The following is a 23,337-nucleotide window of genomic DNA, read 5'->3' as shown; positions in this document are numbered from 1 at the left end:
CACTCAAAGCTCATAGAGCCGCAGATACTGGCTGCTAGGTCGCATGATGTTGTCAGACTTCTTACCGTTGCACGACTGGCAAAGTAGCTGCAGGTTGCTTATGTCGTTCAACCCGCCCCAGGCCAATGGAATGATGTGGTCGAACTGTTCTTTTGGAAGGGCGTTCAGCAATCCTGAAAGGTCAATGCCACACGCGGCGCAGCGTCCTTGTTCTCGAAAGAAGACAGCTCGACGGACCCATTTGGGCGGAGGAGTCCGCTTAAGCCTGCCGGGACCATCGAACAGTGAAGCGAGATCCGGGAACTCCCTGAAAGCGTCAGCGCCGAGATCTTGAACGTACATCGCTATGCATCGGTTCAGTCCAGCCAGAGCTACCCGGTTGAAGAACATCGTATGGAAGACTTCGTCGGCGATTTGGCTCTGTAGATCGTCGTACTCCTGGCTCAATCGCAGTTCTTGCATGAAGTAGTCATAGCAAGCATCGGCCACAACGCTCGACTCTTCCCACTGGCTTATGTTGTCTCGTACTCTGACCATCTCCCCATCGGGCGGTGGTACCTCAAATGGCTTATGCTTGCGGAACCCGTACGCCTGCAGAGCGATATCCACCGGCAAGTACCGGTGTCTCTCGAACTTTCCGGCATCGAGAACTTCGTCGACGACCACATAGGGTCCAGAGGTGTCCTCAATGAATATCTCGTCGGAAATCCACTTGGCGAACTTGTGGACTACGCTTTCCTTCTGCCAGTTTCGCAGGAATGCGAGAACTGCTCCATCTACGGTCAGCTCCTCCAGTTCCCGAATGTATGCTATTGGATCCTGGGCAATGGCGGCAAGGCGTGAGGAAATTTGGTACGTGCGGAAGTATCCGTGCGTCAGCCAGTGCTTGCGGTTCCGATTCTGGTTCTTCATCTCACCTCACGGGGGAATTTGAGGCATTGAATACGTGGTGGACTATATCGGTCAGGACCGTGGTTGGGCTATGAGCCGCCCGCGGCGGGCGATGACAACATGTAGGCCGCTGAACAGGCTAGCGACGCGACCGACCTCATCTATCTGTCCGTCGCTGTGCCGGTTGAAGGCGCGAGCGACTAGCTAGAGCAGCCGCCGGCGAGGTACACCGGAGCATGTTGGGCTCGGGCGCGCATCGCCGCGCGCACTCGTGGGGCAACGTTGCCCGGAAGGCGCTGCTCAGCCTCTTGCGGTGGAAAGAAGCCGACGCATTCGAGCTCCTGTCCGGGCAGGTCGAAGCCGTCTGGGCCGGTGATGCTTCCGCAGTCAAAGGTGAAGCTGATGATCGCTCGTGGACGTCGTCCGGCGGGAGGTGCCCAGTCCACGACGAGCAGGTCTCTCACCGCCACGGGCACGCCCAGCTCTTCCTGGACCTCACGAGCGCAAGCCTGATGGGGATATTCGTCCTCCTCCACGTACCCGCCCGGGAAGGCCCAGTGATCGCGGTAGGTGGGTTTGACGAGCAGGACGTTGTCGGCCGGGTCTGTGATGAAGGCGGCTGCTGCGGCATAAAAGGCGGGCAGGTTGGCGTACCAGATGGTGGGCTCCGTCCACGTCACCTCGGTGACGCTAGCCGACCCGTCGTACTCTGACCTGCCTCACTCTTGCGCTGATGGGGTGGCGAGGGTGTGCAGGAGCTCATTGACCTCGGGCACTGCTTGATGAGGGCCCAGCGCGGCGGTGAGTTCGCGGACGCGGCGTGACACGCGGGCGGAGCACACTTCGGGCACGTGCTGTGTTAGTTCCCTGCCCCAGACGCAGGCGGCGCCGATGTCGCCGTCACGGGCATGGGTCGTGGCGATGAGGGCGGTGTGCAAAGCGCGCGTCCGGGCGTTATTGCTGGCGAGAGCGATCGCGTCGGGCGCGTGTCGCAGGGCTTGTCGGTGGAGGCCCAGGTCGCTCAGGCACTTCAGCGCTGTCCCGGCGAAGTGGGCTGGACTGAAGTAGTTGACCCAGTGTGGACTGGCGCCGGGGATCGTTCGATCGATGGCGCGTTGGGCTTTGGTGAGCGCTGTCTGACAGGCCCGCCTTTCGCCTGACCTGCCGTATGCGCTGGCAGCGGTGGTGTAGAGCCGGGCGCGTACGGCGGCGGGGGCACGACCTGCTCCGTCGATGGCTGCCTCGGCGAGCCGGGCGGCGTCCAGGGCATGCCCAAGGTAGACGGCCTGGGTGGCGAGGTTGGCTAACAGGTGAGCGCCGTAGAGGTGGTCGTCGGCGGCCTTGGCGAGCCGCAGGGCGATAGTGAGGTGGTACTGCGCGGTGCCGTGGTCGCCTGCGTCATAGGACATGAAGGCGAGTTGGCCGGACAGCCTTGCGGCTGCGCGCATGAGGTCACGTCCGATGCCGTCGGTATAGGTGCCGTGCAGCATGGGGACGACCTGACGCACGAGGAAGTCGGCAATTAGGGCGCGCGTGCGCGGGGAGCCTCCGCCTTGGCGGCGGTCAAGGTCGATGAAGTGGTCCGCGAGGACGTTTAGCGACTCGATGTCGGCAGCCGTGACATGCTGCCGGCCGTTGTGGCTGACGGCCTGGTCCGCCAGGTCGTACCGCCACGAGAGCGCTGCTTGTAGGGCCGCGTCGCCTTGGTACGTCGCGTCGGATCGGAATTCAATCTGCCTGGCGAGCATCGTCCAAAGCTGCTCGGCGGCGTTGATCGCGTGACTGATCGAGGTGGGATAGGCGGCGTTCGCCGTGATTTGGGTTGTCGTGAATCCGAGTTCCGAGACCGCGACCGGGCGACCGAGCTTGCGGGCGAACGTCTCGGCCATGGCGGCCTGTACGTACCCCGCAGGTCGGCGTCCCCGGAGCCACCAGTAGACGCTGGCGGCGTCATAGCGCCAGGTGCCGTGGACTCGGCCCGCGTGATTGAGCTGGCGGGCGAAGGCGCCATGGGCGTTGCTGTAGTCGGCGGCGTGCAGCAGCGCTTCGAACGCCGCATTCGTGATCGGCCGCACCACGGATATGCCTCCTGGCATCGAGTGACTACTAGCAGTGATGAGTCTATGTGGTGGAGCGGCGGTGCGGGGACCCGCGCAACCCCGCGCAACCCGGGCCGGTCCAGCGCAATAGCGCACATCGCCCGCCATCTGGTCCGGCCCAAGAGCAGTCGGCTTCCCTCGCTATCAGGAACTCAGTGAAGGCGATGACGGAGGTGGGGATGCGGGGCGACGAGCCACCAGTGAGCCGGGGCGAGCAGGTTGAGGCGGCTGAGCGGGAGGCCGCGAAAAGGCGGCTCCTGGCGCAGGCCGAGGCGGATCGAATACCGGTGGAGGACACCACAAGGGCGGTTCCGGACCGGCGGTGGCGGCATGACCAGCGCTAATGAACCGGTCGATCGCCGGATGGCCCGATGGCGGTCCGACGACGGACCGAGGCAGATAGTGCCGACTGTGCCGATGGCGCTGGGCCAGAGCACCGGCTGCGGGACGAGGGACCACCGGTGAGCCGGCAGGGAGCGGGCTTTCATGGCGGCGGCCAGCGTGTCTCGTACGAGGAATATCTGCTCGCGACCGCGCTGACCCTCGCCAGACGGCACCAGCCGGTCTGGTCCTGGCGGAACTGGCGGCGCATCTGCCGATGCGGTGGCGAGCTGCCCTGCCATGCCCGGCACCGGATACCAATCAACCGGGGCCACTGGCCGCATGGAGAAGCCGAGTGAACGACGAACTGGACCAGGCGATTCTCGCGGTACACGTCCGTGGGCTGGACGGGATGTGTGTTGGTTGCCGGGCGTGGTGGTCGCGGCTGACTCCGTACCCGTGTTGGCAGGTGGAGTGGGCGACCAGTCGGCAGGCTCGGACGCTCAGCGCCCGGTTCCTGGATGGTGTGCGGTGACCACCCACGGCCCGGTCATGCCGATCTGGAGCTGCGGAGGCTGCGGCCTGCCCTGGCCGTGCCCGACGCGGAAGCGTGAGCTGCGAGCGGAGTATTCCCATGCTCCGGTGTCGCTGGCCCTTTACCTCGGCTCCTATCTCGTCCAGGCCACCGAGGACATGCCGTGGACGCCGGCAGGGGTGTTGCACCGCCGCTTTCTCGGATGGACCCGGGAGGACCGCGAACGGCGGGCTGGCTGACGCCGACTGGCCTGAACCCTCAGGGGATCGGCCACTCGTGGACCGGGCGGTTGCTGTGCATCAGGTCGACGTAGTGGCGGACCACCTCGCGTAGCGCCGCCGGCCGGTCCAGGTGGTCGGCGGACTCCAGCCGGTGCAGCGTCTCCACCTGCCAGGTGGCGCCGTTGCGCCCGGTGAGGCAGCGCTGCTCGATGATGCCGAGCAGCCGGTCCCGTTCGTCCGGGTCGAGGCCCCACCGGTCCAGCCCGTGGTGGGCCAGCGGCAGCAGCCGGCGCAGCACCAGCTCGGTCACCGGCAGGTAGCCCAGCCCGGGCCAGAACACCTGGGCGTCGATGCCGTGCCGGGCGCACACGGTGAAGTTCTCCTCGGCGGCGCTGAACGACATTTGCGACCACAGCGGCCGGTCCGACTCGGCGAGCGCGCGGACCAGCCCGAAGTAGAAGGCGCCGTTGGCGACGGTGTCGACCACGGTCGGGCCGGCCGGCAGCACCCGGTTCTCCACCCGCAGGTGGGGGCGTCCCTTCAGGACGTCGTACACCGGGCGGTTCCACCGGTAGATGGTGCCGTTGTGCAGCCGCAGTTCGGCGAGCTTCGGCACCCCGCCGCTGGCCAGCGCCTGCGCCGGGTCCTCCGGATCGCAGACCGGCAGCAGCGCCGGGAAGTAGCGCACGTTCTCCTCGAACAGGTCGAAGACGCTGGTGATCCAGCGTTCGCCGAACCAGACCCGGGGGCGTACCCCCTGGGCCTTGATCTCCTCGGCGCGGGTGTCGGTGGCCTGCTGGAACAGCGGGACGCGGGTCTCCCGCCACAGCTCGCGGCCGAAGAAGAGCGGCGAGTTCGCGCCGAGCGCGACCTGGATGCCGGCGACGGCCTGCGCGGCGTTCCAGTGGTCGGCGAACTGCGCCGGGCTGACCTGGAGGTGGAACTGGGTGCTGGTGCAGGCGGCCTCGGGGGTGATGGTGTCGGCGGTGATGGCCAGCCGTTCCACCCCGGTGATGGAGATCGGCAGGTCCTCGCCCCGGGCGGCGAAGATCTGCTCGTTCAGCAGCGCGTAGCGGGAATTCGCCGACAGGGTGGCGGCGGTCAGGTGCTCGGGTCGCAGGGTCGGCAGGATGCCGATCATCACCATGTGCGCGTCGACGGTGCGGGCCTTCTCCTCGGCCGCGTTCAGGCTGGCCCGGACGTCCTCCTCGAACTCGGCGGTGCCGGTGCCGGCGAGCCGGCGGGGCGCCACGTTGATCTCCACGTTGAATTGACCCAGCTCGGTCTGGAAGGCCGGGTCGGCCACCGCGGCGAGCACGTCCGCGTTGCGCATCGCCGGCTGCGCGTCGTCGTCGACCAGGTTGAGCTCGATCTCCAGCCCGGTCATCGGCCGTTCCACGTCGAAGCGCGACTCGCGCAGCATCTCCGCGAAGACGTCCAGACAGCGCCGTACCTTCTCCCGGTAGCGGGCCCGGTCCTCCCGGCTGAAGGTCCGCGCGCCGACGTCCTCGCCCATGGTCACCGCCCTGTCACCGTTGGTTTCTCTAACCTCGCACGTCGACGGCAAGGCGGGGAAGGCCCGATGGACCTTTATCTACCCAACGGTGGCCCCGGTGATCCCTGTCGCGCCCGCGTGTCGACCCGGTTCATCGGGGGTGGCGAGGTCAGGTGAGCACCGAGCAGGCGGCGACCGCCAGCACCAGCAGCGCGCCCAGGAGCGCCCGGAGCAGCAGCGGTGGGCCGAGATGGGACCAGACCGTGGCGGTACGCGGGGTCAGCAACTGCCCCGTGGTCAGGTTGACGATCCGCTCGATGCGGGGCGGCAGGTCCGCGTCGCGCTGCGGGCGCAGGGTGAGCTGTACGTGGTCGCCGGGGTGCAGGGCACTCTGCGGCAGGTGACCGTGCAGCTCCACCTCCACCAGCCGGTCCGTGGTGTCGCGTACCCGGACCGGGGTGACCAGGAACTCGGGGCCCTTCTTCAGCTCCTTGAAGCTGCGTCGGGCACCCCCGCCACCGTTGCGCAACAGAGCGCGGACCAGGCGCGTCAGCAGCCCCGCCACGCCGGCCGCGGTCAACACGCCGACCAGGACGGGCTGCCCGACCCGGATCTCGCGGGCGTACCCGTCCATCAGCCGGACCAACCGTCCGGTGACGATGCGTTCCGTCGGTCGGACGACGCGCCGGGTGTGCAGCTCCGTGTCCATGTTCACCACCCAGAGTCCCGCTGTGTGCACTGATGGTATCGGCCATTCGGGTTGAACGACGTGAATGAACTTCGGTCACGTGCCCCGGCGGTCAGGTGACATCCCGGGCGGCGCGGGTATGCGTGCGGCCGAGCTGGAAAGGGGTCGAGCATGCAGCTGTCCTTCCTGCGCCCGCTCTACGACCGTCCCGGACCGTGGTGTTCGGTGTACCTGGACGCCTCCCGGGACACCCACGACTCGCGGCCCGCGGTCGATCTGCGCTGGCGGTCCCTGAAGGGACACCTGCTGGAGCAGGGCGCCGACCAGGTGACCGTCGACGCGGTCGAGGACGTCGTCCGCCGGCACGACCCGATGCCGGGGGACTACGGCATCGCCGTCTTCGCCACCCGGGGCCGGGTGGTGCTGACCGAATACCTCTCCGCGCCGCCGCTGCGGGACCTCGCCACCTGGTCCGCCCTGCCGCACACCATGCCGCTGGTCGCCCAGCGCGGCGAGCAGATCGCGTGGGTGCGGGTGCTGGCCGACCGGATCGGGGCGGACACCATCGCGGTCAGCGCCGGCGGGGTGCCCCGGAAGGCGCACGTCGTCGGACGGGAGAGCTACCAGCTTCGCCGGGTCAAGCCGGGCGGCTGGTCCCAGTCCCGTTACCAGCGTGCCGCCATGGAGGCCTGGCACCACAACGCCGGCGACGTCGCCGCCGCCACCGCCGAGCTGGCCGACAAGGTCGGCGCGGACGTGGTGGTGGTGGCCGGAGACATCCGCGCCACCGGCGTGATCGCCGCCCAGCTCCCGGAGCGCTGGCAGGACGTCCTGGTGCGGACCGACGCCGGCTCCCGCAGCCGGGGCGCCGACCCGATGGCGATGGACGACCTCACCGTACAGACCATCGCCGAGATCACCGACCAGCGGATCAGCACCGCGCTGGACCGGTTCGGCGTGCAGGAGGACGTCGGGGCCGGCCTGGAGGCGGTGGTGTCCGCCCTGCAGCGCAACCAGGTCGACACCATGCTGATCGTCGACGACGCCTCGGCCAACGGGGAGCTCTGGGTCGGCCCCGAGCCGACCGAGATCGCCACCGACCCGCGGCAACTGGAGGCGATGTCGGTGGCCGACCCGCAGCGGGTCCGCGCCGACGCCGCGCTGCTGCGCGCGCTGATCGGTACCGACGCCGAACTCACCGTGCTCGCGCCCGAGGAGGCGCCGGAACTCACCGACGGGGTCGGTGCGGTGCTCCGGTACGTCGACGCGAGCACCCCCGGGCGGGGCAATGGCTGACCGTACGGTGGCGGACCTGGTGGTCGAGCGGCTGCGCGCGTGGCGGGTGCCGCGGGCGTTCGGCTACCCGGGGGCGGCGATCGCCCCGCTGGTGACCGCGCTGGACGCCGCCGGTGGGGACCCGGAGTTCATCCCCGCCCGGCACGAGGAGACCGCCGCTTTCATGGCGACCGGCCACGCCAAGTTCACCGGCGAGATCGGGGTCTGCCTGGCCACCCAGGGGCCGAGCGCGGTGCACCTGCTCAACGGGCTCTACGACGCCAAGCTGGACAGCAAGCCGGTGGTGGCGATCGTCGGCGAGGACGTCACCGGACCGCTCGGCGGCGCGCACGAGGAGATCGGGCTGAGCCGCCTCTTCGGCGACGTCTGCAACCAGTTCGTCCGCTACGGGCGGGCCGCCGGCCAGGTGCCGACCCTGCTCGACCAGGCGTTTCGTACCGCGGCGGCGACCCGGAGCCCGACCTGCGTGGTGCTGCCGTACGCGTTGCAGGTGGCCACCGTACCGGACCTGCTGCCGCAGGCAGCGGGCGTGATGTCGGCGACCCCGGGGGAGCCGCTGGCCCGGGTGTTGCCGCACGAGGGCGACCTGGACGCGGCGGCCTCGTTGCTGATCACCGGGCAGCGGGTGGCGATCCTGGTCGGTCAGGGGGCGCACGGCGCGGCGGACGAGATCGTCGCGCTGGTCGACCGGCTCGGCGCGGGCGTGGCGACATCGCTGCTCGGCAAGCCGGTGCTGGACGAGCGGCTGCCGTTCCACACCGGCGTGCTCGGCGAGGTGGGCACCACGGCCGCCGCTCAGCTCATGGGCGGCTGCGACACCCTGCTGCTGGTCGGCACCAACGACCCGTGGATCGACTGGTACCCGATGCCGGGCCAGGTACGGACCATCCAGATCGACATCGACGGCCGGCGGATCGGCAACCGCTACCCGGTGGACGTGCCGCTGGTGGGCGACGCGGGGGAGACGCTGCGGGCGTTGCTCGGCCGGGTGCCCGACCGGCCCAATCAGCAGTGGCGCAACCTGGTCGAGAGCTCGGTGGACCGCTGGCGGCAGGCCGCCGCCGAGCGGGCCGCCACCCCGGCCGAGCCGGTGAACCCGCAGCTCGTGCTGCACGAACTCGCCGGCCGGCTGCCGCCGCGGGGGGCCGTCGCGGTGGACGTCGGCTCGGTCATCTACTGGTACGCCCGGCACCTGCAACTGCCGCCGGGGGTGCGGGCCCAGCTCTGCGGCACGCTCGGCTCGATGGGCTGTGCCCTGCCGTACGCGGTGGCCGCCAAGCTGGCCCGGCCCGGCGAGCCGGTGATCGCCCTGCTCGGCGACGGGGCGATGCAGCTCAACGGGCTGGCCGAGCTGATCACCGTGGCGCACCACTGGCAGGAGTGGCGGGATCCTCGGCTGGTGGTGCTGGTGCTGAACAACCGCGACCATTCCGGGATGGGCGGCGGGCGGCCACCCGGTCCGCCGACGCACCGCCGCCCCGACGTGCCGTACGCCGGCTGGGCCCGGCTGCTCGGCCTGCACGGCGTCCGGGTGGACCGGCCCGAGCTAATCGGCCCGGCCTGGGACGAGGTCCTCGCCGCCGACCGGCCCAGCGTGCTGGAGGCGGTGGTCGACCCGGCGGTGCCGCTGGACCCGCCGGAGCCGGCCCTGGCCGACCTGCGTGGCCTCTTCGTCGACGGGGACGCCGCCCGCCGGGTACGCGAGCAGATGCTGCAGCGTCGCACCGCGGTGGAGGCCGAGGACCTGGTCTGACCGCCGGGCGGCGGGTCGCGGCCGCACCGCCCTCTCGATCCACTCCAGGTGCCGTATGTCGGGGTTTCCGAGCTCGCGGAGACCCCGACTTGCCGCAGCTCGAGTCGATCATGGCCGGTGGGGTGACAGTCCGAGCCGACATCCCTGGGCCCGGTGCGAGGTGATCGCCCTTCCGGCGGACACCCGCGGGTTGGTCCGGCCCGTGGGGGGATGCCCCGTTTAGACCCCATAGGGACGGGAAGCCGGGGCGCGTGGTGAGCGAACGAGGCGCGGTGGGGTCGGTGCGCAAGGGGCCCGTGGGGTCGACGGCCGGTGGTGCCACCCTGGCCGGCGAGCGGATTGTGGCGGGCGGGAGCACCGCGCGGGTCCTGCTCGCGGCGACGGTCCGGGCGCTGCGCGGCGACGACTGCGGCGACCTGGGGCAGGTCGGCACGCTCGCCCGGTTCACCGGGGCGCCCGAGCCGGTGCGCCGGGCCGCCGCCGTGCGGGCCGCCGGCCGGCTCGCGCTGACGCCCGAGCGGGTGGCCGAGGTGGACACCGAGCGGGTGGCCGCCTGGATCACCGAGCAGTACCCGGACCGGCGCTGGCCCGGGGTGGTGCTGGGCTCGGCGCACGGCGCGGCGGCGCACCTCGCGGTGGCCCTGGGCGTGCCCTGGCTGCCGGCCACCTTCGAGATGGCGGTGCACTGGCCGCGGGGGACGGTGGACCGTCCGGCGGCGGCGCTGGACCACGGCGCGGCCCTCGCCGGCCGGCTGCTGGCCGGCAACCCCGGCGTGCACGTCCGCCAGGTGCACTGTCCGGCGAGCCGGGGCGCGGCGGCCGGCGTTACGGTGTCGCTCGCGGTGCGCTGGCGCGCGCTGCCCGGGGCGTACGTCCGGTTCCTGGCCGAGCGCCTGGTGCCCGGCGCGCCGGTGCTGCTGCTGCACGACGCGCGCACCTGGCCGGTGCTGGACGCGGGACGCGGGCACAGCTTCCAGGTCGGCTCCCCGGTCAGCGGCCTCGACCCGGTGGACTTCCACCCGGACGCGCACGCGCTGCGGCAGGTGCTCCGGTCCGCCGGTGGCGACGGAACGGGCTGGGCCCCGCCGGACGTCTCCTGCTCCCAGGCGTATGCGGAGCACGGCGTGGAGTCCGGTTTCGAGCACGGCCTGCGGACCTGGGCCACCCGGGGAGGCCACCCGCTGCACCGGGTGCTCGTCCCGCAGCCCGACGTGCTCAGCGCCGCCACCGCCGATCTGTACCGGCACTGGCTGCGCCGGGCCGGCAAGACCGGCAACCGGCTCGTGGTCGAGTGCGGCCGGCTGCTCGACCCGTGGCAGGTGGTCCGGGCCGGGCTGGTGCCGTACTGGTGCGAGAACGCGACCCGGCGGCGGGTGGAGGGGGTGGAGTGGTGGCTCGCCGGCTGCGAGCCGTTCAGTTCGGTGGACGTGCTGCCGGAACCGCCCGGGGTCCGCTCGCCCGCCCTGGCCGGCCTGCCGCAGTGGCTCGCCGTCGCGGCGTTCGGCCGCCGCCGGCGGGCGCTGGACCGGGGCTCGGCGCGCGGCTATCCGGTGAGCCAGGTGCCGACCCGGCGTGCCACGGAGGTGTTGCGCAACCAGCCGTACGACCTGCCGGTCCCGCCGCCGCTCGGGATGGCCGAGGCCCTCGCGGTCCTCCGGGACGCGGGCGCCCACCTGGGGTTGCTGGTCTCCTGACGGCCCCGGTCACCAACAACGGCGAAACATCCTCGCGATCCTACGGTCCGTGATTGAGTACCTACGGAGCGGGAACACCGCTCGCTGCGACGGCCCACGACGCCGTGTGGCGAGCCGTCGAGCGTTCCTGGCGTTCCGTCACGTAACCCAACTTCCGGCCCGGTGCGTGGCCCGACCACGCGCACGACCGGTCTTCCCAATCCGGGCGGGGGACACCTTCCTGAGGGAGGCGCGGATGTTCGGACAGACCACCACACCCACACCACCAACCACCGAGCGGGGCCTGGAGGACCTCGACGCGGCGGCCCTGGCGTACGCGGCACGGATCGAGGGGCTGCCACCCGAGCGGCGGCAGGAGGCGCGGGACGATCTCGTCCGGTTCGCGCTGCCCTTCGCCGGCCGGCTGGCCCGCCGCTACCGGGGGCGCGGGGAACCGCTGGAGGACCTGGAGCAGGTGGCCCGCCTCGGCCTGGTCAACGCCGTCGACCGGTACGACCCGGAACGGGGCTCCTTCACCGCGTACGCGGCGATCACCATCGTCGGCGAGATCAAGCGGCACTTCCGGGACCGCACCTGGGGGGTGCACGTGCCCCGGCGACTGCGTGACCTGATCCTGGAGGTCGGGCAGGCGACCGCGGCGCTGACCAGCGAGCTGTCCCGGGCTCCCTCGGTCGCCGAGCTGGCCGAGCGGCTGGAGACGCCGGAGGAGGAGATCCTCGCCGCGCTCGAGTCGGCTGCCGGCTACAGCCCGGCCTCGCTGAACGCCCCGGTCGGCGGGGAGAGTTCCGCCGAGTTCGGCGACCTGGTGGGCGAGTCGGACAACGCCCTGGAGTCGGTCGACGACCGGGTCACCGTCGCCGGCCTGCTGCACCGGCTGCCCTGGCGGGAGCGGCGGATCCTGGCGATGCGCTTCTACGGCAACCAGACCCAGGCCGAGATCGCGGCCCGGTTCGGCATCTCCCAGATGCACGTCTCCCGGCTGCTCTCCCGCGCCCTGACCTGGCTGCGCCAGGCGATGCTCGCCGACGCCCCGCCGCCGTGGCAGAACGGCGCGGCCGAGACCGAGCCGGCCCGGTCGAGGATCTCGGTCAAGCAGAACGGCGACCGGGTCGTGGTCGAGGTCGGCGGGGAGGTCGACCGGGACGGCGCGGACCAGCTCCGCCGGGCGATGCTGGAGGCGGTGACCGGGCAGCCCCGGGAGGTGGTCGTCGACCTGGTCGGCGCGGGCGGCTTCGACGCCGGCGGCATCGCCGCGCTGATGGCGGGCCGGGACGCGGCGGCCCGTACCGGGGTGCCGCTGCGGCTGACCCGGGTGCAGCCCGCGGTACGCCGCTCGCTCGCCGCCGCCGGCCTGCCGGCGGCCGACTGACCGACCGTACGAGAAGTGGAAGGGCCGGCGCCCGACGGCGCCGGCCCTCCCTTTTGGCCCGCTCAGCGTTCCGGGGTGTCCCCGTGCCCTCGGGGGTGCTCCCAGCGGGGGTCCGTCGGCTCGCTGCGCTGCGGGCCCAGCTGGGTCTCCTCCGGCTCGTCGGTCTCCTCGAAGCTGGGCCGGAGCACCTCCTCCGGCTCGGGCACGTCGATCGGTCGGGCGCCGGACTGCGGCGCCGGGATGTACTCGACGGCCTCGCGGGCGCCGTGCGCGCCCTCGGCGGCCGGCGCCTCTGGGACATACGGCACGTGGCGCAGTTCCTCGGTGAAATGCTGCGGCGGCTTGGTGGAGCGCTGCGGCAGGTCGCGGCCGAGGTTGGCGACGAGCGGACCGTACTTGAGATCGAAGGCGGGCCGCTCGGAGCGGATCCGGGGCAGCCGGTCGAAGTTGCGCAGCGGTGGCGGGCAGGTGGTGGCCCATTCCAGGGAGTTGCCGTACCCCCACGGGTCGTCCACGGTCACCTGCGCGCCGTACCGCCAGGACTTCCAGACGTTGTAGATGAAGAACAGCGTGGAGGCGCCGAGGATGAACGAGCCGATGGTGGAGACCGTGTTCAGCGCGGTGAAGCCGTCGCTGGGCAGGTAGTCGGCGTACCGCCGCGGCATGCCCTCGTTGCCCAGCCAGTGCTGGACCAGGAACGTCGTGTGGAAGCCGACGAACATGGTCCAGAAGTGCGCCTTGCCGAGCCGCTCGTCGAGCAGTCGCCCGGTCATCTTCGGGAACCAGAAGTAGGCCCCGCCGAACGCGGCGAACACGATCGTGCCGAAGAGCACGTAGTGGAAGTGCGCCACCACGAAGTACGTGTCCGTGACGTGGAAGTCCACCGGTGGGCTGGCCAGCAGCACCCCGGTGAGGCCGCCGAACAGGAAGGTGACCAGGAATCCGATGGCGAAGAGCATCGGCGTCTCGAAGGTGAGCTGCCCCTTCCACATGGTGCCGATCCAGTTGAAGAACTTCACCCCGGTGGGCACGGCGATCAGGTAACTGAGGATGCTGAAGAACGGCAGCAGCACCTGGCCGGTGCCGAACATGTGGTGCGCCCAGACGCTCATCGACAGCACGGTGATCGCCAGGGTGGCGAGCACCAGACCGGTGTACCCGAAGATCGGCTTGCGCGAGAAGACCGGGATGATCTCGGTGACGATGCCGAAGAACGGCAGCGCCACGATGTAGACCTCGGGATGGCCGAAGAACCAGAACAGGTGCTGCCAGAGCATCTGCCCGCCGGTGGTCGGGTCGAAGACGTGCGAGTGCAGGAGCCGGTCCGACCCGAGCGCCAGGAGCGCGGCGGCGAGCAGCGGGAACACGAAGATCACCAGGACGCTGGTGAGCAGGATGTTCCAGGTGAAGATCGGCATCCGGAACATGGTCATGCCGGGAGCGCGCAGGGTGATGATCGTCGTGATCATGTTGACCGCGCCGAGGATGGTGCCGAGGCCGGAGATCACCAGCCCGACCACCCACATGTTCCCACCCACGCCCGGGCTGTGCTGCGCCGTGCTCAACGGCGTGTACGCGAACCAGCCGAAGTCCGCGGCTCCGCCGGGGGTGAAGAAGCTGCCGACGACTATCGAGCCGCCGAAGAAGAACAGCCAGTACGCCAAGGCGTTCAGCCGGGGAAACGAGACGTCGGGAGCGCCGATCTGCAGGGGGACGATGTAGTTGCCGAAGGCGAAGACCAGCGGGGTGGCGAACAGCAGCAGCATGATCGTGCCGTGCATGGTGAACGCCTGGTTGTACTGCTCGGGGGAGAGGAACTGCATCCCGGGACGGGCCAACTCGGCGCGGAGCAGCAGGGCCAGCACCCCGCCGATCAGGAAGAAGACGAACGCCGTCACCAGGTAGAGCAGGCCGATCAGCTTCGCGTCGGTGGTGCGCAGCAGCCGCCACAGGGTGTTGCCCTTGACCGCCTCTCGGACCGGGCCGGGATACCCCCCGAAATGAGCGGGCGCGAGGACCGCGGGCCCCCGGTCTCGTGCCGGCTCCGTGACTACCCCATTGGGCATAACTCTCACCCCGTCGTACGACAGAAAGGACGGGCACGCCTACCCGGCCCTCTGCCCATGAAACCAGGCGAGAGCGGTAATTTCGGTCAGTTCGCCGGTAGCATTGCCCAGACGACCTTTCCGGCACCGGCCGGCGCACTGCCCCACCGCTGGGTCAGCTCGCGGACCAGCATCAGCCCGCGCCCGCCCTCGGCCCGCGGGTCGCGCCCGGTCGCGGCCCGCGCGTCGGCGGGGCTGCCGTCCATCACGGCCACCCGCAGGTACGGCTTGCGCAGGGTCAGGGTCACCTGCATCGGGGTGCCCGCGTGCCGGACCACGTTGCCGACGAGCTCGCTGAGCACCAGCGAGGCCGGTCCGGCCAGCTCCGGGATGTTCCACCGGCCGCACGCGTCGGTGACCAGCTCCCGGGCCCGCCGGCAGGCCCCGGCGGCCGGCTCCAGCCGGGCCCGCAGCCGGGGCGCGACGGCCGCGCCGGCGAGGTCACCGACTGGGTCAAGGTGCGGTACAACGAGGCCCGCTACGGCCGCTCGGGCGACCCGAAGGACGACGACGACCCGACCGGCGACCCGGCCGTCTGCGGCAGCAACGTCTGCACCAACACCTGGGAACTGGTCCGCGACGCCGCCAACCAGTGGGTCGCCGACCAGAAGGCCGCCGGCAGGACCGACGCGCAGATCGCCGCCGACGTCAGGTCGATGGACCAGTGGGACCGGTACGACCACGACGGCGACGGCAACTTCAACGAGCCGGACGGCTACATCGACCACTTCCAGATCGTCCACGCCGGCGGTGACGAGGCCGACGGTGACCCGTACCAGGGCGAGGACGCCATCTGGAGCCACCGCTGGTACGCGTACGCGTTCGACCAGGGCAACACCGGCCCGGCCAACTTCCCGGCCGGCGGCACCCAGATCGGCGACACCGGCGTGTGGATCGGTGACTACACCATCCAGCCGGAGAACGGCGGTCGGAGCGTCTTCTACCACGAGTACGGCCACGACCTCGGCCTGCCGGACGACTACAACGTCACCAGCGGCGGCGACAACAACAACGAGCACTGGACCCTGATGGCCCAGAGCCGGCTCGGTGGCAAGGACGACGGTGGCATCGGCGAGCGGGGCGGCGACCTCGGCGCCTGGAACAAGCTCCAGCTCGGCTGGCTCGACTACGAGGTCATCAAGGCCGGCCAGAAGCGCACCCTGGAGCTGGGTCCGCAGGAGTACAACTCCGAGAAGGCGCAGGCCGCGGTCGTGGTGCTGCCGAAGCGCACGTACACCTTCGACAACGGCAAGCCGTTCGAGGGTACGAAGCAGTTCTTCTCGGGCAACGAGGACGACCTGAACACCACGATGACCCGGACGATCGACCTCACCGGGAAGACCAGCGCGGCGTTCACCATGAAGGGTCGTTTCAACATCGAGACTGACTTCGACTACCTCTTCTTCGAGGCCTCCACCGACGGCGGCCAGACCTGGTCGGCGCTACCCGGCACGGTCGGCGGCAAGGCGCTCAAGGAAATCTCCCCCGGACGCTTCGCGCTGACCGGGTCCAGCGACACCAATGACGACGACGTGCCCGACTGGGTCGACGTCAACATCCCGCTGAACTCGCTCGCCGGCAAGAACGTACAGTTCCGGCTCCACTACACGACCGACGGCGGTGTCTCCGCCGGTGGCTTCTACGGTGACGCGATCGCCGTGACCGCCGACGGGGCGACCATCCTCACCAACGGCGCGGAGGCAGGCGCGGCCGGCTGGACCCTCGACGGCTTCAGCATCCAGGCCGAGACCTACACCCGCGACTTCGACAACTACTACATCGCCGGCAACCGGTCGTACGTCTCGTACGACAAGTACCTGAAGACCGGCCCGTACTACTTCGGTTACCTGAACACGCGTCCGGACTACGTGGACCACTACGCGTACCAGACGGGTCTGCTGATCTCCTACTGGAACCTGCGCTGGGCGGACAACGACACGTTCCAGCACCCGGGTGAGGGTCGGAACATGATCATCGACGCGCACCCGCGGCCGATCTACAACCTGACCGGCAACCCCTGGCGGGCCCGGGTCCAGGTCTACGACGCGCCGTTCAGCCTGAGGAAGGCGGACTCGTTCACGCTGCACATCAACAGCCAGCCGCAGTACGTCCGCGGCCAGGCCCCGCAGCCGCTGTTCGACGACACCAAGCAGTACTGGTACCCGGAGCTGCCGAACCACGGCGTCAAGCTCCCGGCCGCCGGCGTCAAGATCCGCGTGCTGGAGCAGCACGGCACCTCGATGAAGGTCCGCTTCTCCTGAGCCGCTGACCAACGCGACACCCACGCGATGCCCGGGCGGGTCACCTGCCCGGGCATCGCCCTTCCCGGCCACCGACGGGGTGTCCCGGAGAATCCCCTGATCCTCGCCACCTGCGGGGCCTACGGCGGATCGCCGGCCCTAGGCTGTGCCCATGACCGACCAGCGTGGCGGGCCCGTCGACGAGTCCTGCGTCCTGCCCGAGGGGCCGTGGACGCACCGGTTCGTCGGCGCCAACGGCAGCCGCTTCCACGTCGTCGAGGCCGGCACCGGTCCGATGGTGCTCTTCCTGCACGGCTTCCCCGAGTACTGGTACGCCTGGCAGGAGATGCTGCCGGCGGTCGCCGACGCGGGCTTCCGGGCGGTGGCGATCGACCTGCGCGGGTACGGCGCCAGCGACAAGCCACCCCGGGGATACGACGGCTACACGCTCGCCGCCGACGTGGCCGGGCTGATCCGCGCCCTCGGCGAGCGGTCGGCGACCCTGGTGGGCAGCGGGGCGGGCGGGCTCATCGCGTGGACCGCCGCCTCGTTCCACCCCACCCTGGTCCGCCGGCTGGTGGTGCTCGGCGCCCCGCACCCGCTCCGACTGCGGGCGGCCATCTTCGCCGACCCGCGCGGCCAGTTCGCCGCCGCCACCCGGACGCTGAAGTTCCAGCTCCCCCGCTACGAGCACGTACTGACCCGGGACGACGCCGCCGAGGTGGCGGCGATCCTGCGCCGCTGGGGCGGGCCGCGCTGGGTGAACAGTCCGGAGTTCGAAACGTACGCGCGGTGCTGCCAGGCCGCCATGCAGATCCCGCAGGCCGCCTTCTGCGCCATGGAGGGCTACCGCTGGGCGTTCCGGTCGGTGCTGCGGCTGCACGGCTACCGGTTCGTCAAGCTGATGCAGAAGCCGCTGATCACCCCGACCCTCCAGCTGCACGGCGCGCTGGACGGGGCCTCGCTGCACCGCACCGCCCAGGGATCCGGCCGCTACGTCAGCGCACCGTACGAGTGGCGGCTGCTCGACGGGGTCGGCCACTTCCCGCACCTGGAGGCCCGCGACCTGGTGCTCGGCGAGATCCTGCGCTGGACGAAGTCCTGACTCAGATCCGCTTCTCGCGCAGGTCCACGACCTCGTTCGCCGGTGCCCAGCCCTGATAGACGCCGAAGTCGAAGGCCTCCAGCCCCATCGCCCGGGCCACCGGCCAGCGTCCACCGGTGTACTCCACCCGCAACCAGCCATCGTGCTCGGCGAGCACGATGAACGGCTGCCCCTGCCAGGTGCAGGTGATCCGCGCGTACGCCAGGTCCTCCACCTCGGCGGCCGGCACCACCCGGACGTACCGGCCGGGGCGTACCTCCTCGAAGCCCTCGCCCGGCTCCGGCTGGTAGAGGCGGACGTCGTCGCCGTCCGGGCTGGCCTGGTACTCCCTGCCCTGCCAGCGGGCCACGTAGCCGTCGCGGCTCACGGCGCGTCCACCTGTCGCCAGAGCAGCGCGTCGGTGTCCAGGATCGCCACCACCCGCTCGGTGCGGTCGGCACCGATCCGCCACAGCTGGGCGCCGTGCGGCAGCCGGGCGCTGTCCACCTTGAACTCGGCGACCACGTCGCTGCTCTCTCCCGGCGCGAAGCCGTTGCCGCGGAACGGCGGGCGCTCGATCACCCAGCCCTCCATGGCCCGCATCGCGGCCTCGTTCTGCCCGCCGTACGGGATGCGGTAGAGGCTCGGCCGGTACGCCGGCCAGCGCAGCACGTAGATCTCCTCGGCGTCCCCGGAAAACGGTGAGCCGGGGTGACCGAGGCCGAGCGCGTCGAACAGCTCGGCCGGGGTACTGAGGTGGGCGAGCTCGTTGGCCCGGTGCACGAAGCCGGAGACCCGGTCGTAGCCGCGCTCCAGGTAGTAGGCGAGCTGGCTCGGGGCGATCGCCTTCTGCATGGTCACCGGACGGGTCGGGTCGACCGGCGGTGGGGTCGGCCGGCTCTCCGTCGCCGCCGTCGGCTCGGCGGCCGGCGGCTCGGGCTCGCCCTCCGGATCGTCACCGAGCCCCACCTCGGCGGCCCAGTTGGCCAGCGCGAGGACCTGCTCGCCGGGGTACGTCGCGCCGACCGGGGTGCCCGGGTTCACCGCGAACGACCAGCTCTCGTCCGGCCAGCGCCGGATGAGCTGGACGAACTTCACGCGTACGGTGTCGACCGGCCGCTCGGCGCGGTCGGCCAGCCGCTCGGGCGAGGTGTAGACCACCACGTACGTCCCGCCGTCGAGCTGCTCGGTGTGCCAGACGAAACCGGGGTCACCCGGCCGGCTCCCGGCGGCGGAATCGGCCGCAACGGGCAGCAGCACCCGGGCCAGCAGCAGGGTGGAGAGGAACCCGTCGGTGCTGCCGCTGCCGGCCGCGCCCAGCAACTCCTCCTCCACCTCGTTCGCCGGCACGAAGTCGGCTGCGGCTGGCCGGGAGTCCTCGCGTGCCGGGCCGGCGTCCGCGACCGGGACAGCTTCCTCCCACGAGGCCGGACCGGCGTCCGTCGACCCGGCCGGCCGACCGCCGCCCGGATCGGCTGCCCCGGCCATTCGCGCTGACCAGGCGGGCGGCGCGGCCGGATACGCCGTCGAGGCGGCGGGCGCGAACGACGGGTCCGTCCGCGCCTCCGTCGACGCGGCGGGCGCGTACCGCGGCTCGGTCCCCGGGCCGGCCGGCTCGAACCGGGACCGGTCGGGTGTCCCGGAACCGCCGAACAGCGGTTCGGCCGGCTCGGAGCGGCTCTCGCCGGCCCGCCGGGACGGGTCGACGGTGAGCGGCACGGTGGGTTCGGCGGGGCCGGCCCAGGGCGCGGCCGGCCCCTCGTCCTCCGTCCGGTACGCCGCCGGCCCCGTCGCGTTGGCCATCGCCGAGGTGGCCGCGGGAATGGTGGGCACCGCATACGGCTCGGCCACCATCGGCCCCGGCCCGGAGCCCGGACGGGTCGCGGGCGGTTCCGCCGGCTCGGTGAGGTCCCGGGACTCGATGATGGTGCCCTCGATGACGATCGGCGAGAAGCCCCGACGCCCGGCGGGCGGCCCGGACACCGGTTCGGCGATCGACGGGGGCAGGTCCTCCGCCGATACGGCCAACGCGGGATCTCCCGCCGGGATCGGCTGGGTGCGCTCGTCCGCGTCGGGCGCTTCAGCGGGACTGGGCTGGCGGCGGGGCAACGCCTGGGTCGCCTCCGCGGCCGACGCCGGGGGCGGCGCGGGGCGGAACGGTCGGGGCGGTTCCGCCGGGCGACCCGGGCCGAGCGCCTGTGTGGTCTCGGGGTCGACCGAGAACGCCCGGGTCGGGTCCTCCGGCACCGGCTCGTTCAGCGGCCGGCGGCGCGGGAACGGTTGACCGCCCTGGGCGAACCGGGACGGCGGGACGCCCCGTTCCCCGGTCCGCTCCCGTTGGTCCAGTGGGGACGGACGCCGGGCGGACCGGCCCGAGGCGGGTTCGAAGAACGAGCGGGCCGGGGGCGGCGCGGAGTGGCTGTTGGTCGTGGCCGATCGCCCCGAGTTGTCGAAGGAGTCCGGTTCATCCGAGCGGTGCCGCAGGTCGCTGACCCAGCCAGGGAGGTTGTCCGGGGCGGGCTCCGGCGTCGGGGCGAGGCGGTCGCCAGCGGCGCGGCTCGCGGGCCGGCCGACCTCGCCCGGGCGGCGGGCGAAATCCCCCACGGTGGTCGGGCCTGGCCACCCGGCCGCACCCTCGTCCGCCCCGCGCGGGCCGAGCCGCCCGAGGCCATCCGCGGTGAGGTGCCCGTTCGCCGGTTCCGGTCGACGGGGGATCGGTGGCACCGACGACTCGGTCGCGCTCGGGGTCGAGGTCCGGGCCGGGACGCTCGGGGCCGCCGGGAACGGCACGGTCGCCGGGTCCGCCGGGTACGGCGGCCGGCTGCTCGGAGCGGCCGGCGCGGGGGCGGCCGGCGCGGGGGCGGCCGGCGCGGGGGCGGCCGGCGCGGAAGCCCGCGGCACGTCCCGGCCGGACGCCTCGGCGCGGGCCCGGACGGCGTTCTCCACCCGCTCCAGCCGGGCGCGGGCCCCCATGGTGCGCCCCGGCAGCCGGACGTCGCCCCGGGAGAGCTGGGCCACGAACCAGGCGGGCAGGTAGCCCTCGATCGGCAGACCGGGATTGACCGCGAGCCACCACTCGTGGTCGGGCCAGCCCGCCGCCAGCTCGGCGTACGGGACGCGGCGGGTGGCACCGGCGTTGTCGCCCAGGCAGGCCCGCATCGCGGTGGCGGACGTGAATGCCAGGACGTGCGTCCGGCCACCGGTCGTCCAGGTCCCCCAGCCCAGCGGGGACTGCCCGGCGACCGGTAGCAGCAGATCGACCCTGGTCAGGATGCGGAAGTAGAGCTGCTGATCCTGCGCGCGCAGGGCGTCCAGCATCGCCACCTCGGCCTCGGCGGCCGGCTCCCATCCGGTCACGGCCACCTCTCCTTCCGCGCACAGGCCACAGGCATCGCCTACAACCTACAAGGTGGGAACACGATCACAATGGCTGGCCATCGGCGGTACGCCGGCCCGTCGAGCGAGGCGCTAACATCCCGTTCCGGAGCCGACACGTTACGGAGGCGGTCGATGTCCCGACCCACCGCGCGCCCGGCCCTGGCGGCCCTGCTCACCATCCTCACCGCCGCGCTGCCGGCCGGGCCGGCGGCGGCCCGCGCGCCGTCCGGCTGCGTTTCACCGCCCGCCCCGGCCCGGCCCGTGGCAGCCACCCCGTGGCCGCAGCAACGGTACGCGCCGGACCGGCTCACCCCGCTCGCCGACGGTGCCGGGGTGGTCGTCGCGGTGATCGACTCGGGCGTGGACCGCAGCCACCCCCAACTGGCCGGTCGGGTGCTCGACGGTGCCGACTTCCTCGACCCCGGCGGCGACGGCACCCGCGACTGCGCCGGGCACGGCACCGGGGTGGCGAGCATCATCGCGGCCACCGCCCGCCCGGGCGTGGCGTTCCGCGGGCTGGCCCCCGGCGCCCGCATCCTGCCGGTACGGGTCAGCGAGCAGCAGGTCGTCGCGGGGCGGGAGTCGGGGCGTACGGTCGACGCGGCCGACTTCGCCCGGGCGATCCGCTGGGCGGTGGACCACGACGCCGACGTGCTCAACCTCTCCGTGGTGCTGTACGCCGACAACCCGGCGGTCCGGGCCGCGATCGCCGCCGCGGTACGCCGGGACGTGGTCGTGGTGGCCGCCGCCGGCAACCTGCACGACAGCGGCGATCCCCGGCCGTACCCCGCCGCGTACGACGGGGTGCTCGGGGTGGGCGCGATCGGGGTGGACGGCAGCCGCTCCCCCTTCTCCCAGACCGGCCCGTACGTGGACCTGGTCGCCCCCGGCAGCGACGTGCTGATGGCCGCGCCGGGGCAGGGCCACCACCGGGCGGAGGGGACCAGCTACGCCGTGCCGTTCGTGGCCGCCACCGCCGCACTGCTGCGCCAGTACCGCCCCGAGTTGGGTGCTGCCGAGGTGGCCCGGCGGCTCGTGGCCGGCGCCGACCCGGCACCGGGACGCGGCGACGGGTACGGCGCGGGGGTGCTGAATCCGTACCGGGCGGTCACCGAGGTGCCCGGGCCGGTGACCGGGCGACCGGCGCGGCAGGCGGCGCTGGCGGTGGACCGGCCGGACCCGGCCGCGGCGGCACGGGAGGCGCGCCGGACGGCCGCCCGGGACCGGGCGCTCCGGGTCGCGGGTGCGACCGGTGCGGCAGCCACGGTCGTGGTGCTGCTCGCCCTGGTGCTTCCCCGCGGTGCCCGCCGCCGCTGGCGCCCCGCCGACCCCGGCTGAACCCACCGTTGACCGGCGCGGTCCAGCCGAACCGACCACACCGCCCCCACCCGGCGGCCGTCGCCGGCCCCTGTCGGCCCGGACGCGGGCCGGCCAGGGCATGCAGGGGCGGCGGTCCGGGTGGGTGCCCGGGCCGCCGCCGCTGCGGGGTCACTGGAACAGGTTGGCGTTCCGCTTCTCGGTGTCGAGGTAGTCGGCGGCGGAGTCCTCCACCGCCAGCTTGATGTCACGCAGCATGGCCTGGAGGTCCTGCGAGGCGGCCCGCCACCGGGCCTGCCGCTGCTCGTAGGCCTCGCGGGCGTCGCCAGACCAGCTCGCCACCAGCGGCGCGGCGTCCCGCTCGAGCTGCCCGAGCTGGCTGTCGAGGGTGTTGAGCGCCTTCTGGATGTCCGCGCCGGCCTGTTGCAGCGCGGCGAAATTGACGACCAGCACACCATGGTCCATCGGCTTCGTCCTTTCGGGTCAGAGTGGCAACTGGAGGCCGCGGTGGGTGCCGCTCACCCGGGCGGCGGCCTCGGTGTCCGAGACGTCGTACTGCCGGCCGGCGGTGCGGATCGCGCTCGCGGTCTCCCGCAGGGCGCGCTGCAGCGCCGCCTGGTCCTGCGCCCACTGTTGCTTGACCTGCTGGAACGACCGCCCGCCGGCGCCGCGCCAGGCCTGCTGCAACACCTCCAACTCGGCCATCAGGCCGGTGAGCATGGTCTGCAACGACTGGTCCACCTGCTCGAACTTCGCGGCGGTCTGCTGCATCACCGCGGCTTCTGCCTGGGTCTGGGGCATCCCGGACGTCACCTCGCCTCCTCGGTCGTGGCTGGCCGCCGGAACGGCCA

Annotated in this window: 19 protein-coding genes and 1 pseudogene; 9 read left to right on the top strand and 11 right to left on the bottom strand. The window is 71.9% G+C overall.

All coding sequences use genetic code 11. The features are described from left to right. Window positions 1-3: 3 nt before the first annotated feature. From ONA70_RS02035 to ONA70_RS02025, 3 genes are all read right to left on the bottom strand, one after another. Entirely contained in the window at window positions 4-912 is a 909-nt protein-coding gene (locus ONA70_RS02035; RefSeq protein WP_265004573.1) for an HNH endonuclease, read from the bottom strand. Window positions 913-1,091: 179 nt separating this feature from the next. Beyond that, window positions 1,092-1,571 carry an NUDIX domain-containing protein gene (locus tag ONA70_RS02030; RefSeq protein WP_265004572.1) on the bottom strand — a complete coding sequence of 160 codons (480 nt, stop codon included), beginning with the start codon at window positions 1,569-1,571 and terminating at the stop codon, window positions 1,092-1,094. A gap of 39 nt (window positions 1,572-1,610) precedes the next feature. Then, entirely contained in the window at window positions 1,611-2,969 is a 1,359-nt protein-coding gene (locus ONA70_RS02025) for a hypothetical protein (RefSeq protein ID WP_265004571.1), read from the bottom strand. A gap of 538 nt (window positions 2,970-3,507) precedes the next feature. On the opposite strand from ONA70_RS02025, the gene ONA70_RS36650 reads away from it, so the two are divergent. Next, window positions 3,508-3,846, top strand: coding sequence for a hypothetical protein (locus ONA70_RS36650; RefSeq protein WP_319956141.1), 339 nt, complete (start codon window positions 3,508-3,510; stop codon window positions 3,844-3,846). Then, complete coding sequence (locus ONA70_RS02020) at window positions 3,843-4,085, top strand: hypothetical protein (RefSeq protein WP_406601126.1); 243 nt, start codon at window positions 3,843-3,845, stop codon at window positions 4,083-4,085. The genes ONA70_RS36650 and ONA70_RS02020 overlap by 4 nt, the downstream gene beginning before the upstream one ends. Window positions 4,086-4,104: 19 nt before the next feature. Here ONA70_RS02020 and ONA70_RS02015 read toward each other — a convergent pair whose 3' ends face one another. Both ONA70_RS02015 and ONA70_RS02010 read right to left on the bottom strand, forming a co-directional pair. Further along, window positions 4,105-5,583: a glutamate--cysteine ligase family protein gene (locus ONA70_RS02015; RefSeq protein WP_265004581.1), complete on the bottom strand. Its 1,479-nt coding sequence runs from the start codon at window positions 5,581-5,583 to the stop codon at window positions 4,105-4,107. A gap of 148 nt (window positions 5,584-5,731) precedes the next feature. Continuing rightward, a complete protein-coding gene (locus ONA70_RS02010; protein ID WP_265004580.1) occupies window positions 5,732-6,280 on the bottom strand; it encodes a hypothetical protein in 549 nt (182 codons plus the stop codon). A 141-nt stretch (window positions 6,281-6,421) separates the two neighbouring features. Between ONA70_RS02010 and ONA70_RS02005 the strand changes: the two genes are divergently transcribed. The 4 genes from ONA70_RS02005 to ONA70_RS01990 all read left to right on the top strand — a co-directional run bounded on the left by ONA70_RS02005 (window position 6,422) and on the right by ONA70_RS01990 (window position 12,362). Then, a complete protein-coding gene (locus tag ONA70_RS02005) occupies window positions 6,422-7,546 on the top strand; it encodes a baeRF2 domain-containing protein (RefSeq protein WP_265004570.1) in 1,125 nt (374 codons plus the stop codon). Beyond that, window positions 7,539-9,299, top strand: coding sequence for a thiamine pyrophosphate-binding protein (locus ONA70_RS02000; protein WP_265004569.1), 1,761 nt, complete (start codon window positions 7,539-7,541; stop codon window positions 9,297-9,299). The genes ONA70_RS02005 and ONA70_RS02000 overlap by 8 nt, the downstream gene beginning before the upstream one ends. 281 nt (window positions 9,300-9,580) lie before the next feature. Beyond that, entirely contained in the window at window positions 9,581-10,993 is a 1,413-nt protein-coding gene (locus ONA70_RS01995) for a hypothetical protein (RefSeq protein WP_265004568.1), read from the top strand. 235 nt (window positions 10,994-11,228) lie between these two features. After that, complete coding sequence (locus ONA70_RS01990; RefSeq protein ID WP_265004567.1) at window positions 11,229-12,362, top strand: SigB/SigF/SigG family RNA polymerase sigma factor; 1,134 nt, start codon at window positions 11,229-11,231, stop codon at window positions 12,360-12,362. A 62-nt stretch (window positions 12,363-12,424) separates the two neighbouring features. Here ONA70_RS01990 and ctaD read toward each other — a convergent pair whose 3' ends face one another. Continuing rightward, window positions 12,425-14,428 carry an aa3-type cytochrome oxidase subunit I gene (ctaD, locus tag ONA70_RS01985; RefSeq protein WP_265004566.1) on the bottom strand — a complete coding sequence of 668 codons (2,004 nt, stop codon included), beginning with the start codon at window positions 14,426-14,428 and terminating at the stop codon, window positions 12,425-12,427. 86 nt (window positions 14,429-14,514) lie between these two features. Beyond that, entirely contained in the window at window positions 14,515-14,799 is a 285-nt protein-coding gene (locus ONA70_RS01980; protein WP_406601127.1) for an ATP-binding protein, read from the bottom strand. A gap of 102 nt (window positions 14,800-14,901) precedes the next feature. Between ONA70_RS01980 and ONA70_RS01975 the strand changes: the two are divergent. Both ONA70_RS01975 and ONA70_RS01970 read left to right on the top strand, forming a co-directional pair. Continuing rightward, a pseudogene (locus ONA70_RS01975) lies at window positions 14,902-16,728 on the top strand (immune inhibitor A domain-containing protein); the annotation flags it as partial. 151 nt (window positions 16,729-16,879) lie between these two features. Beyond that, window positions 16,880-17,812, top strand: a complete 933-nt coding sequence (locus tag ONA70_RS01970) for an alpha/beta fold hydrolase (RefSeq protein ID WP_265004565.1) — start codon at window positions 16,880-16,882, stop codon at window positions 17,810-17,812. 1 nt (window position 17,813) lies between these two features. On the opposite strand, the gene ONA70_RS01965 is transcribed toward ONA70_RS01970, so the two are convergent. Next, window positions 17,814-18,179, bottom strand: a complete 366-nt coding sequence (locus tag ONA70_RS01965; RefSeq protein WP_265004564.1) for a hypothetical protein — start codon at window positions 18,177-18,179, stop codon at window positions 17,814-17,816. Continuing rightward, on the bottom strand, window positions 18,176-21,148 hold the full coding sequence (locus ONA70_RS01960; RefSeq protein WP_265004563.1) for an SseB family protein: 2,973 nt from the start codon (window positions 21,146-21,148) through the stop codon (window positions 18,176-18,178). The genes ONA70_RS01965 and ONA70_RS01960 overlap by 4 nt, the downstream gene beginning before the upstream one ends. A 153-nt stretch (window positions 21,149-21,301) precedes the next feature. On the opposite strand from ONA70_RS01960, the gene mycP reads away from it, so the two are divergent. Next, a complete protein-coding gene (mycP, locus tag ONA70_RS01955) occupies window positions 21,302-22,507 on the top strand; it encodes a type VII secretion-associated serine protease mycosin (RefSeq protein WP_265004562.1) in 1,206 nt (401 codons plus the stop codon). Window positions 22,508-22,657: 150 nt separating this feature from the next. On the opposite strand, the gene ONA70_RS01950 is transcribed toward mycP, so the two are convergent. Next, window positions 22,658-22,951 carry a WXG100 family type VII secretion target gene (locus tag ONA70_RS01950; protein WP_265004561.1) on the bottom strand — a complete coding sequence of 98 codons (294 nt, stop codon included), beginning with the start codon at window positions 22,949-22,951 and terminating at the stop codon, window positions 22,658-22,660. Window positions 22,952-22,969: 18 nt separating this feature from the next. Further along, on the bottom strand, window positions 22,970-23,287 hold the full coding sequence (locus tag ONA70_RS01945; RefSeq protein WP_265004560.1) for a WXG100 family type VII secretion target: 318 nt from the start codon (window positions 23,285-23,287) through the stop codon (window positions 22,970-22,972). Window positions 23,288-23,337 lie beyond the last annotated feature (50 nt).

This window comes from Micromonospora yasonensis, assembly GCF_026013475.1.
Taxonomy (GTDB): Bacteria; Actinomycetota; Actinomycetes; order Mycobacteriales; family Micromonosporaceae; genus Micromonospora; species Micromonospora yasonensis.
This window is presented reverse-complemented; position numbering and strand designations above follow the sequence as displayed.